11 protein-coding genes are annotated in these 12,226 nt (G+C 60.9%); 2 read left to right on the top strand and 9 right to left on the bottom strand.

The annotated features are described in order from the left end of the window. The first annotated feature begins 125 nt into the window (after positions 1-125). Positions 126-2,258: an oxidoreductase gene (locus E2F43_RS09115; RefSeq protein ID WP_133211869.1), complete on the top strand. Its 2,133-nt coding sequence runs from the start codon at positions 126-128 to the stop codon at positions 2,256-2,258. An 11-nt stretch (positions 2,259-2,269) separates the two neighbouring features. On the opposite strand, the gene E2F43_RS09110 is transcribed toward E2F43_RS09115, so the two are convergent. The 7 genes from E2F43_RS09110 to E2F43_RS09080 are packed head-to-tail and all read right to left on the bottom strand — an operon-like array spanning position 2,270 to position 8,822. Further along, entirely contained in the window at positions 2,270-4,018 is a 1,749-nt protein-coding gene (locus E2F43_RS09110) for a tetratricopeptide repeat protein (RefSeq protein ID WP_133211867.1), read from the bottom strand. After that, the gene (locus E2F43_RS09105; protein ID WP_133211865.1) at positions 4,008-4,703 is read right to left on the bottom strand and encodes a TonB family protein; all 696 of its coding nucleotides are present in this window, start codon (positions 4,701-4,703) and stop codon (positions 4,008-4,010) included. Before E2F43_RS09105 ends, E2F43_RS09110 begins: the two co-directional genes overlap by 11 nt. Continuing rightward, a complete protein-coding gene (locus tag E2F43_RS09100; RefSeq protein WP_133211863.1) occupies positions 4,700-5,110 on the bottom strand; it encodes an ExbD/TolR family protein in 411 nt (136 codons plus the stop codon). Before E2F43_RS09100 ends, E2F43_RS09105 begins: the two co-directional genes overlap by 4 nt. Next, on the bottom strand, positions 5,107-5,646 hold the full coding sequence (locus tag E2F43_RS09095; RefSeq protein ID WP_238946826.1) for a MotA/TolQ/ExbB proton channel family protein: 540 nt from the start codon (positions 5,644-5,646) through the stop codon (positions 5,107-5,109). The genes E2F43_RS09100 and E2F43_RS09095 overlap by 4 nt, the downstream gene beginning before the upstream one ends. A 3-nt stretch (positions 5,647-5,649) precedes the next feature. Continuing rightward, positions 5,650-6,999: a MotA/TolQ/ExbB proton channel family protein gene (locus E2F43_RS09090; protein ID WP_133211861.1), complete on the bottom strand. Its 1,350-nt coding sequence runs from the start codon at positions 6,997-6,999 to the stop codon at positions 5,650-5,652. Beyond that, a complete protein-coding gene (locus E2F43_RS09085; RefSeq protein ID WP_133211859.1) occupies positions 6,996-7,781 on the bottom strand; it encodes a DUF3450 domain-containing protein in 786 nt (261 codons plus the stop codon). The genes E2F43_RS09090 and E2F43_RS09085 overlap by 4 nt, the downstream gene beginning before the upstream one ends. 54 nt (positions 7,782-7,835) lie before the next feature. Further along, positions 7,836-8,822, bottom strand: a complete 987-nt coding sequence (locus E2F43_RS09080) for a LysR family transcriptional regulator (RefSeq protein WP_133211857.1) — start codon at positions 8,820-8,822, stop codon at positions 7,836-7,838. A 139-nt stretch (positions 8,823-8,961) separates the two neighbouring features. On the opposite strand from E2F43_RS09080, the gene E2F43_RS19405 reads away from it, so the two are divergent. Then, complete coding sequence (locus E2F43_RS19405) at positions 8,962-9,084, top strand: hypothetical protein (protein ID WP_275259601.1); 123 nt, start codon at positions 8,962-8,964, stop codon at positions 9,082-9,084. 3 nt (positions 9,085-9,087) lie between these two features. Here the strand turns inward: E2F43_RS19405 and E2F43_RS09075 are convergent, their stop codons facing one another. Together E2F43_RS09075 and E2F43_RS09070 are read right to left on the bottom strand one after the other, a co-directional pair. After that, the gene (locus E2F43_RS09075; RefSeq protein WP_133211855.1) at positions 9,088-9,732 is read right to left on the bottom strand and encodes a DUF3313 family protein; all 645 of its coding nucleotides are present in this window, start codon (positions 9,730-9,732) and stop codon (positions 9,088-9,090) included. An 80-nt stretch (positions 9,733-9,812) separates the two neighbouring features. Further along, on the bottom strand, positions 9,813-12,209 hold the full coding sequence (locus E2F43_RS09070) for an efflux RND transporter permease subunit (RefSeq protein WP_133211853.1): 2,397 nt from the start codon (positions 12,207-12,209) through the stop codon (positions 9,813-9,815). Positions 12,210-12,226: the final 17 nt, after the last annotated feature.

The raw sequence follows: 12,226 nt of genomic DNA, 5'->3' as shown, positions 1-12,226 counted from the left end.
CGGTCACGCCTGGTCCCCGTTGTCCACTGCGGAACGCAGATGTTCATAAGATTGACCGGAGTGGTTCTGTGTCCCGGCTGCCAGGCCGCTATGATGATTCGCTGATCAATGTTGGAGGCGGTAACATGTCCGCAGCACTCAGGCACCTGCTATCCCCGGGTGAAATTGGCCCGATGGCATTGCGCAATCGCATTGTGCTGGCGGCAATGGGATCAAACTTCGCCAGTGAAGACGGCTATTGCACCGAGCGACTGATGGCCTATTACGAGGCGCGTGCGCGGGGTGGCGCCGGCCTGCTGGTCCTGGAGACCTCCGCCGCCTGTTTTCCCCGCGGCTCCACCATGCCCAACACCGTGGCATTCTCCGGTGATCAGTTCATTCCCGGCCTGACCGAGCTCGCTTCCCGGGTCAAACAGCACGGGGCCAAAATCGTGGCGCAACTCAATCATGGCGGGAAAATGGCCCAGGAGGACACCGCTGCCGGCCGCCCTATTCCGGTGCCCTCGCCGCTCACGCCTTCTGCCAGTGATATGTTCCATGTGCTCACCCGGCAGGAGATCGGCAACTTTATCAAGGCCGCAGGCCCGGACGGCAAGGGACCGCAGTATCAGGAAATGGGCATCGACGACATTGCCACCATCGTCGCCGAGTTCCGGGATGCCGCACTGCGGGCAAAAAAGGCCGGTTTCGACGGCATCGAACTCCATGCCGGCCATGGTTACCTGCTGGCCACGTTCCTGTCGCCCTATATCAATAAGCGGGAAGACTGCTACGGCGGTTCGCGCGAAAACCGGGCGCGCTTTCTCACCGACATCATCAGCGCCACGCGAGCTGCCACGGGTCCCGATTTTGCCATCCTGGTGCGCCTGGACGGGAAGGAGTACCGCACCGATGGCGGTATCACACCGGATGATTGCGTGGTGACCGCGAGACTGTGCGAGGCGGCCGGTGCAGACTGCATCGATGTCAGTGCCTACGGCAACGTTGCCCATGCCATCGCCTTTACCGAGGCACCGCTGGTACACCAACCGGGTGGTTTTGTTGACTTCACCCGCCGGGTAAAGGCCTCGGTGAACATTCCGGTTATCGGGGTTGGACGCATAGAGGCCGAAGCAGCGGACAGGCATATTGCCAATGGCGATTTCGATTTTCTGGCCATGGGCCGCAAACTGCTGGCTGACCCGGATCTACCGAATAAACTGATCGCGCGCACTCCCGAGCGGGTGCGTCCCTGTATTTATTGCTATATCTGCGTCAGCCAGATTTTCATCAACCAACCGATGGTCTGCGCGGTCAACCACAGCATGGGCCGGGAGTATGAAGGCGACATCCTCGCCCGCAGTGGAACCGTACAACGTGTGCTTGTCATTGGAGGTGGTCCCGGGGGCATGGAAGCGGCGCGTATGCTGGCGGAACAGGGGCATGATGTGAGCCTGTGGGAGAAGGAGAAAGATCTCGGCGGCACCGCCCGGATCGCCGCCCTTGCCTACGAGCCCAATGAACGCCTGATCAGCTATCTGGCGGCAGAAATGCATCGCCTGCCGATTGACCTGCGACTGGGAACAAATGCCAGCGCGGATGACATCAGGCAGTTCGGGGCAGACCATGTGATACTGGCCACCGGTGCAATACGCCGCGCCCCTGATATCCCGGGGAAGAACCAGCGTCACGTATTTGACGGTGACGAGTTAAGGGGCGTGTTATTCGGCACCGACAAGAAGGCTGCCGCCAAACTGTCCGTGTTCGCCCGCATGATGCTGTGGGCGGGCAGAGTCAGCCATGCCCTGCGCAGCATACCGCTGATGCGCTTCGCTTCCAGACTCTGGATGCCGCTGGCGGATCAGGTCGTCATTATCGGCGGCGGCCTGGTCGGCCTGGAACTGGCCGAATACCTGGTCGAACGGGGCCGTAAGGTCAGCGTGGTCGAACCCGGGCCCGACCTGGGGGCCGAGCTTGCCATTGTCCGCAGGGCCCGCGTACTGCACCTGCTGCGCGAACAGGGGGTCGACATCCATCGCGACAGCCCGATCCGGGAAATCACCCGCGACACGGTGGTTTTTGAGCATAAAGGCGAACCACTGTCACTGCCGGCAAAACAGGTCATCATCGCCATGGGCGCCGAGGGCGACAGCCGTCTCGCTGACGCCCTGGGTCCAGTGGACGCCCAGGTGCATCGTATCGGTGATTGCCAGGACATCAGCTACATCGACGGTGCAATATTGTCTGCCAGGCAGTTGGTCAGGCAACTTAACCCCTGAGCAGTGTTAACCTACTGTATCCCCAGCTGTAGTTCATGGGAGGCAGGCTCTCCGGCTCGCAGCAAGACGCGAATTTCCCCGGTAGGCTCATAGCCCAACGCCACCAGCCCGGCAGTAAACTGGTCCAGCAACTCAGCCGGATTGGCGATTTTCTCCCGCAGGGTAATTGATCCGCACTTGAACGGAGCGCTGTTATAAAGTCGGTAACGGCCGCGGGGCTGGGCCGTGCCACGCAGTGGCAAGGCGAGGCCGTATTGTCCTCCCGGCACAGCGAGTACATGTAAGGGTCCACCCGCAGTTCCACCGGCTTTTACCAGGCTGACGTTGAGGCGCGGCCCCAGGTCCCGCACACGACCCAACAGCGCCGGCAAATCCCCCCCCTCAGCGCTGTAGAAAAACCGGGTGGCAGGGACCGTCTTGATCTCGATATCCAGCCAGGGTTCAGTCGTCGCCGTGTCCGTTACGGCCGCTACCGGGTCTGCGGGCACCACCACCGCCGCGGCCGGTTCCTCCCGCTTGCCTTCGGAACCGTAACAGGGGCCCCGCACCCGCCGCAGTTCGGCCTCGGTCGCCGGCGCTGCGCCCATAAACTTCAGCCACTGCGCGGCCTGGGCTTGCGCGCCGCCCACCAGCGTAGCGTTGATAAAAGCCCGCCTGGCGGCTGCTTCTCGGCGCTGCTTGAGTAGTGCCAGCCCCAACAGCAGATTGGCCCTGCTGACATACCGGTCCTCAAGCTGGTCACTACAGGCCTGGAGCAAGGTCTTTTCCATCGCGGCCCAACGCTCGTCCTCCATCTGCAGCTGGGCCAGGTACAGGTAGAGTTCGGGATCACCGCTGCTGCTAACGGCCTGCTCCAGGGCAGTCAGCGCCCTGTCCCGTTCCCTGGCCTGCAACCACAATTCAAACAACTTTCGCTGGCTGGCAGCCTCGACTGGCACCTCACCCTGTTCCATCGCCTGCTGCAGCGTCTGCGCGGCACCGTAGGGGTTACCGTCAAGCGCCTGCAGGTCCACCAGCAATTGCAACTGCTCGATGCTGAAGGACACCTTGTTTTCCCGAGCCAGCACCAGTTGGTCCAGGGCCTGGCGCCGTTTGTTCTGTTGCAGGTAGACCGACACCAGCAGATGCCAGTTATCCGCATTGCCCGGTTCTACTGTCAACAGCTGCTGCAGAATGTCCTCACACTGCTCGAATGCGCCAGTGCGGTAATACAGGGCCAGTGCCTGCCGCAACTGGCCGGTTTCAAGGCGCAAGCCGTTGGCGCCAATACCGTCCAGGGCAGCGACCGCGCCCACATAATCACCCTGCCGGTAATGGGCCTGTGCCAGCAGCAGGAAGTCTCCGGCCGCAGGCAACAGGTCTATGGCCAGCGCGCGTTCCAGTGCGCCTGCCGCTGCAGCAAAATCCTCGTCAAGCAGGTAAACCTGGGCCAGCTCACGCAACATCTCCCGGTTGGCCACTGGCGACAGCCCGTCGGCAGCGAGCGCCTGCTGATAGTATTTCGCTGCGGCCGAATAGTCCTTTTGCTGTACATGATGACGGGCGAGGAATCGACCGGCGCTGGACCTGGCGTAAGGATCGTCAATGCTGTCGATTTGCCGCTCCAGCTCTGCAGCCGACATTTCGCTGCCCTTGCCCATTTCACCCAGTGGATCCAGCTGGATTTTACTCCGGTACTGGCCCTGCTCCTGGGCGAGAGCGGCCGAAACACCAGCGCACAGCAACACGGCCGCCAGAAAATAACGCAGCCTAGTCGACATTGGGGAGATTGTTCGGAAAGTCCTGCCAGCGCACCTCCACCCGCTGGGTGAGAACCAGGTTGGCGGAGGACTGGCGGGAGAAGCTTACCGAGTATTGCCAGTCCTGTACGGCGGCAATGACCTTCTCCTCAAAAACACCCCTGGGGTTGGCATCCAGCACCCGTACATCCCGTGTATCGCCACGAGGCGTCACGGTAAAGGCGACCAGGACCCAGCCGCTGATTTTATTCTGCCAGGCCACCTCCGGGACGTTGGGTCGACGGGTATTGAAGGGAACCACTTCCACAAATCCCCGCGCGTCCTGGCCACCCCCGGGGATATTCACGCCGGCGGCACCGAGCGGGGCGCTGAAACTGGAACCGACCGGCCGGACCTCGATCTCGGGAAGACCAGGGTCCAGCACCGGCATGGTTAGTTCCGTCGTCAGCTGTGGCGCCGGTGTCGCTAGCTGCAACGCGTCCATCAGCGGTTGATCAGTCGGAGACTCCTCCTGCTGCGGTTTATCCTCCGGCTCTTCCGCTGTCGGCGGCGGCTGCAGGATTTCCACCCGTTGATAAACCGGCAGGCGAATACTGCCTTCCTCGCTGCGCTGAATCAGCCCCTGCATGAACAGAAAAATGGCCAGGGTCAGGCCCAATGCGCCGAAAAAAGCCGGAAACAGGCGAAGGGGCAGCGCGCGAGTCACTGCACACCCCGCTGCGCCGCTATGGCAATCCCCTCCACGCCCGCCAGCCTCACCTGGTCCATCACTTCCACCAGCATGCGGGTGGATGCCTCTTCATCGGCCTGGATGATCACCGAGCCCTCCGGGTTGTCGGCGTGCAAACGGGCGACAATGGCCCGCACACTGCGCTGATCCACCGGACGCCGATCTATCCAGACTTCACCACCGGCGGTAATGGCGATAAAAATATTGGCGCTCTGCTGCGGAGTAGCGGAGTCAGCCTGGGGGCTGGAAACACTCACCCCGGATTCCTTGACGAACGACGTGGTGACAATAAAAAAGATCAGCATGATAAACACGATGTCGAGCATCGGTGTCATGTCCAGCTCGGCTTCACCGCTGTCTGGCAGATGACGCCTGGCGGTCATAGCGTGCCTCCGGCGCCGGACTCCGCCCGCAGGGTCAGGGCGTCGGCCAGGCGACTGGTGCGCCGATCGGCGACTTGCCTGAGGCGCACCGTGAAGTATATTCCGGTGAGAGAGACCACCAGGCCCGCCATAGTAGGTATCGTTGCACGGTATACGCCGCGCGCCATGGCCTGGGCATCGTCGTTGCCGCTGGCGGCTATTACCTCAAACACCCCAATCATTCCCAGCACCGTACCGAGCAGGCCCAGCAGGGGACACACCGCGACCAGCACCCGGATCAGCGCCAACTGGGCATGCAGCGCCAGCGACGCCTCGGAAACGAGGGACTCACGAATCTTGCGGGCCCGCCACGAATAACAGTCTGACCGCTGCTGCCACTGGCGGACCAGCGATCGGGCCCTGGCTGGCCAGGTGATTCGGAGGAACCACGCCCGTTCGAGTATCAGCATCCACAGCAGCAGGCAGGTGAAGAAGAGCAGCCAGAGCACCGGCCCTCCCTGGGCAATAAAGTCCGTTACCCGGTCCCAGCTGTCCACGACTCAGCCTGCCTCCCTTTCCGCGCTGCGGGCTAACGCCCCGGCACACTGCTCGTCCAGCCGCTGAATGGTGGATTTAGCCAGGTAAGCCACCACGCTGTGGCCAAACAGAAGCGGAATCGCCACCACCAGACCCAGTACCGTGGTGACCAGCGCCTGGGATATTCCCCCTGCCATCAGTTTCGGATCGCCGGTGCCAAAGAGGCTGATCGCCTGGAAGGTGAGTATCATGCCGGTGACCGTGCCCAGCAGACCCAACAGGGGCGAGGTCGCGGCGAACAACTTGATCAGACCGTTGCCTCGCTCCAGTGCCGGAATCTCCGCCAGCACGGCCTCATCCAGCTTGAGCTGCAGCAGTTCATCCTCATCCGTTGACAGGCCCTGCACAGCCAGTAGTACGCGACCCAACGGGTTATCGGCGTTGGGCGTGGCAATCTCTGACAGCTGCCTGCGGATGCGTCGATCCACCAACAGCAGGTAAACCAGGCGCCACAGGGTAAGCAGCAGGCCGAACAGGCCCAGGACGAGAATGATCAGCCCTATGCTGCCGCCCTGCTCCAGTCGCTCTCTCAGATCCGGGGTAAAACTGAGCACGCCCAGCAGACTGCCGCGGGTGGGGTCGATAGCGAGCGTGTGCAGGCCGCCATCCTGCCCGGCAAACTGGCGGGCCGCCAGCCGAAAACGCCCCGGCGGCTGTCGACTCAGGGTCAACAACTCCGCGGTCTCGGGCACGTAACGGAGAAATGCGCCGTCCTGCCAGGCAGAGAACACCCCTACCCGCAGGACGCTGGCCTCACGGACGGCTCCGCTGGTATCAATCACCGGCGCCGGGAAGCGGGCGACCTTACCACTTTCGGTCATGTCTTCCTGCAGCACTAACCAGAGCTGCTGAATCTCTTCAATGGTCACCTGGCGGTCAGCCGCGGCCAGCGCCTCGACCAGCGGCAGTCGCTGCGGCAGCTGAGCGCTGACCATGGAGTCCCGGAGCACGGCTGAGAAATCGCCGGCGAACTCGCGGAAGGTACTGCTCAAATCACCCATGTCGACTGTGACCTTGACCAGCTCATCTTCCAGCCGCTTTATCTCCGCCGCCTTGCGATCGGTGATGGCCAACAGGGGCTCGTTTTCCTGCTGCTGGCGTTCGAATTCAGACCTGGCCCGCGCCAGCAGCTGTTGCTGCCGCCGTTTGTCAGCGAGAAATTCCTGCTCCCGCTGGCGATTGATTTGTCGTTGCTCTGCCTGTTGTTGCTTGACCCTGGCCAGCAACTGATCCAGGTCCTGGACCTGCGGCTGAGCGTGGCTCAACGCCACGAAGCAACAGCAAACCAGCAGCGCCAGTAGCCCTGGTCTCATGATCCGCTCTCCCCGGCCATGACCGGCAGTGAGAGTAATTGCGGGGCGGCCTGTTTGCGAGCCACGCGCATCGCCTGCGCCAGGGCCCGATTGTGTTCGGGCGACAGGGTTATCCAACTGCGCCCTGCGGGGTCCCAGTAAGCGCTGCTCTGGCGATCCAGGCTCTGGTAGTAATAGGCCGTGCGGCCCAGGCGCAGGTATTCCACGGACCGGGTTTCCCCGCCTAGCGACAGTGGTCCCCGCCAGGCTTCCAGCGTTGTACCGTAGTTCTGTTCGATCTGATAGGCCTCCAGCAACAGCCGAAACCGGGCCGACACCGACAGGTCAGGGCGATCCAGTCGCTGCTTGAGCTGCAATACCCCCGCCAGCCGTTCTTCCTGGTGAAACGGCAGATCCAGTAATACAAACTGCTCCAGGGCATCTGCCATGGCGCGCATCAGCGGCAGGATCCGCTGGCGGGTGATGCGGGCCTGGGCAATCTGCCTGTTCAGGGACTCGATGCGTGCATCCTGGGATTCCTGCAACTGCTCCAGTTCCCGGGTAAAGGCCTGCTGGTACTCACTGCTCTCCCTGAGGCTGCGGTACTCTTCCAGCAGTATGCGGGTTTCCCGGGACAGGCTATCGATTTTCCGTTGCGAGTCAGCCGCGCTGCGGTTTGTCTCGGCGACTCGCTCCAGGCTCTCGTCCAGGGTTGCGTCTGGTGACTGGCCGTAGGCTACAAAAGACGGCAGCATGCAGAGCCACAGGCATGCCAGCAGTTGCTGTGGTGTTTTCGCACCCATCAAATCGTCATATCTCGCGGAAGGTATGTTTGCAATGCCTGTCGCCCCCGGGCTTCAGTAGTCCAGTTGTCGCTGCTCTCGCAGCTGTTCCAGGTTCAGCAGACCCATTTGCGCGCGAAATTTCTCGGTTAGCTCAATGATCTGCTGGTAAAAGAACTCATGGGCAGCAGAGCCCAGTACCCGCTGCGGCCGTACCGCCACGTAGCGGATACTGAGGTCACCAAGCCCGGGGATGGGTAGCGCCACCAGGTCACGCGACAGGTTGAACTGTTCCATCAGCATGGGCGGCGCGGGAAACAGGCAATCTGTCTCCCGGACGATCTGCAGCGCGGTCTGCAGGTCATCGGTTTCCACCTGGGCCTCGGTGCGTCGCTGATATTCCTCCACCTGTTCAGCGCCGTTATCGTTAAAGCGCAATTCTCCGAGCTCCGTGGACATCAGTGACACCTGCGGGAAGCGTGTCACATCGTCAAAGGTAAATTCCGTATTTTCCAGCGGATGCCCCTTGCGCGCCATCAACACCGGCTGGGCAAACGCCAGGGTGGTCAACTCCATATCCGCCGGGTAATGCCGCCGTTCAATCTGCAAGGCCATATCCAGCCCGCCGACGGCAAGCTGCTCGAACAGTTGATCTGATTGCGAACAGATTCGCAGGCGCATTCCCGGGGCGCTGTGTTGCAGTTTCGCCACCAGCGCGGGAACAAACCAGGCCCCCAACGGCCCCTGGACCAATAGATTCATCTGGCCCTCATAAGCCCGCGGGTCGAACTCCAGGGGCTGGATCATGCCCTGCACCGCCTGCAACACCTCCGGCAGGCGGAGGCCGAGCTGTTCCGCCCTCGGTGTGGGGACCATGCCCGTCCCGCGGCGCACGAACAACGGGTCGTCGAACAATTCCCGCAATCGCCCGAGAGTCTTGCTCATCGCTGATTGGGTGACGTACAGGCGCTGGGCTGCCCGGGAGACAGATTTTTCCTCCAGCAGCGCCTCCAGGGCAACCAGCAGGTTGAGGTCCAGCCTACCGAGATCTCGAATATCCATTCACGGCTCGCAGGTAACCATAAAATGAATTAAATTCATTTTATGAATGAATTTATTCCATTTGAAGAATATAGCAGCAATCCCTAGATTGACCTTGAGGCCGGAGCGGACAGCGCCGGCGGCACTGGAGGAAATCACCATGGCTTACATACTCTCACTGGCGGTAATGGTACTTGGCCTGAGTATCTGGCAGGAACATGCGGGATCGGCACATGCCGAGGGTAACCTCGGCTCCGAGCGCCACGGCCGGCCGGCTCACTGAGCATCAGCGACCGGACACCCGGGTATGCAGCAGGGCTGCCCAGGCGTTGAACAGATTGGTCATGTCTGTGCCCGCTGCCCGGGTCCACTGCAGGGCGCCAACAGCCTGGCGGTCCCGCACCAGGGCGAGCAGCTGCCCGGAATCTGCATCGAACAGGCGAATCTCAATGGACACATTGACCACATCCCGATTGGCAGTGGAGGCAGAACCCAGGGTGCCCGCTGCTGTATTGACCGCCCGACCCGGGCTTAAGCGGGTCAGCGATGCCTCGACCCTGAGCGATTTCCCTGCGCCCTCCTCCCTCGGGTAATCCGGGAATGCGTGGGCGGTAGCCCCGGCCCAGGCCGCAATCAGTTTTTTTTCTTTCTCGGCAGTCATCTCCCAGTCGCGACGGGTTGTACCTGTCATCGTGGTGGTACTGACATCCACGCCACTGACATCGAAGGGTTCAAACCGGATCTGCCCATAACCGGGCAAATTCGCCCCCGGCAACACATAGGCCGAGTCAAAGCCGGTACCGGATGCAGCGTGCAGACCCGCCGTGGAAAATTCACTCGCGGGCTGATCCTCGATCGTCGTCGCACTGCAGGCCGCCAGCAGGGGCAACGTCACCAGGACCGAAAGCAGCAGGTAGCGGGAAGGCTTCATCAATTCCTCCAGGGAAAAAAAAGCGACCAACAGGTGCCTCCCGGTGGTCGCCTCGCGTGCAGTTGCGGCCCAAACCCGGATCAGGCGCTCGCGGCCTCGGGTTTCGGTTTAATGAGGAAGCAGGCCAGTGCAGGCATCAGAATCAAGGCACCGAACATATTCCAGATGAACATGAAGGTGAGCAGGATGCCCATGTCCGCCTGGAACTTGATCGGCGACATGGCCCAGGTGATGACACCTGCAGCCAGGGTGACACCAATCAGGGCGACCACACGGCCGGTAAAGTTAAGTGTTTCGTAGTACGCCGTAGTCAGATCCATACCCTGCTTTTCTTTCGCCAGGATGACCGTCAACACGTACAGCGCGTAGTCCACGCCGATACCCACCCCGAGCGCAATAACAGGCAGCGTCGCCACCTTGACGCCCATGCCCAGCCAGACCATCAGCGCCTCACAGAGAATCGAGGTCAACATCAGCGGCAGCACCGCACAGATCACGCCCGGCACAGAGCGGAATGTCAGCATACACAGCAGGATCACCGCACCATACACGTAGAACAGCATTTCCCGGTTAGCCTTCTTGACCACGATGTTGGTAGCGGCTTCGAAACCGGAGCTACCGGCGGCGCCCATAAACTCGATCTTGTCGATCTCGCCCCAGTCGGCATTGAACTCATCAAGTGTATCTACCACCCGCTCGAGGGTGGCTGCCTTGTGGTCCGCGAGGTAGATCAGCATCGGCCAGATAGAACAGGCTGGGTCCACATACTCCAGTGTGACCAGCTCGCTCACCGCATAGTTGACCGTATCCTGGTTCCGGAACAGGGCCTGCCACTTGGGGAAGCCCTCGTTGATACCCATCATGATTTCCCGGGTGCGGACGTTGAGACCTCGAACGTCCTCTACCCCCTCCAACTGGCGCAGCCGCCATTCCAGTTCATTAGCCAGGCTCAACCCTTCCAGGTCAATACAGCCGTCGGGTTCGGTCTTGACGATGATGGCGAAGACGTCGGTACTGACCGAGTAATTCTCGATCATGAAGGCCACATCCTTGTTGTAACGGGAATCGGGTCGCAATTCCGGCGCCCCTTTGTCCAGGTCACCGATTTGCAGGTCCTGGGCAACATAAATTCCCACCCCGGCCAACACCACGCTGACCATAATGGCAGCCGCTGCCGGGCCACGCTTGGTGAACAGCAGCAGGAAGCGCCACAGGGGATGCATTTCCTCGGCACTCTTGACCGGGCGGGATGCCCGCTCGGCGCAGGTTTTCCCCACCCCGGTGTATGACAGCACAATCGGGATCAGGATCAGGTTGGTGAAAATCAGTACCAACACGCCGATACTGGCGGTGACGGCAAGATCCTGAATGACCTGGATCTGGATAATCATCAATACCGCAAACCCGACACCGTCAGACAGCAGGGCCGTCACCCCCGCCAGGAACAGGCGCCGGAAGGTGTAACGGGCGGCGATGTAACGGTGAGTTCCTCGGCCAATGTCCTGCAGTACCCCGTTGAGCTTCTGCGCCCCGTGACTCACGCCGATGGCAAAGACCAGGAACGGCACCAGAATGGAGAAGGGGTCGAGTTCATAACCGAGCATTGAGAGGATGCCCAACTGCCAGGCCACCGCCACCAGCGTGCAGGAAATCACCATAACCGTGGAACGGAAGCAGCGGGTGTACCAATAGAGCAGCGCGGTGGCGATAATCACCGCCACGGCAAAAAAGGCCATCACCGCGAACAATCCATCGATGAGATCGCCGATCAGCTTGGCGAAACCGATGATATGGATAGATCGGTCGGGATTGCCCTCGGTGAAGCGGTCGCGGATGTCTTCAAGCTTTTCGCTGAGTTCCGAATAGTCCAGCCGCTCACCCGTCTCCGGATTCTTGTCCAACAGCGGAATAATAATGGCGGCCGACTTCTCGTCGTTCGCCACCAGATCGCCCATGATGCCGGCCCGGAGAATATTCCTTTTCACCTCGGCGATAGAGCGGTCTGAGCCGTCAAAGTCCCCGGGAATGACCGGCCCCCCTTCAAACCCCTGTTCAGTCACCACCCGCCAACGGGTATTCGGGGTAAAAAGGGACTTCATCCCGTTTCGGTCTACGCCGGGTATAAAGAATATCGCATCATTTACCTCCTCGAGAAACTTGAGGTTTTCGCTGGTGAAGATAGTGCCTTCTTTCACTGCAACAACCACCCGCAGGTTGTTGCCAAGCCCCTTCAACTCATTGCGATTGGCCTGGTAATTGATCACAAACTGGTGCGCTTTGGGCAGGGTCTTTTCAAATCCGGCCTTCAACTCTATCTTGGTGGCCTGATAACCCAGCACCAGGGTCAACAGTGCGCAGATCGCCATAACCACGCCGCGGTGGTTGAATACCAGGCGTTCCAGAAAGGTCCCTGAGTCGTAGTCAAACTTCTGCAGATCCGAAATTACCGGAAGGTCTGACTGTTCTGAGTGCGCCATTGGTTTCTCTCCGATAA

The sequence above is a fragment of the Seongchinamella unica genome (assembly GCF_004354085.1).
In the GTDB taxonomy this organism is placed as follows: Bacteria; Pseudomonadota; Gammaproteobacteria; order Pseudomonadales; family Halieaceae; genus Halioglobus; species Halioglobus unicus.
Note: the sequence above shows the minus strand (reverse complement) of the source record. Positions and strands in the feature narration are given on the sequence as shown.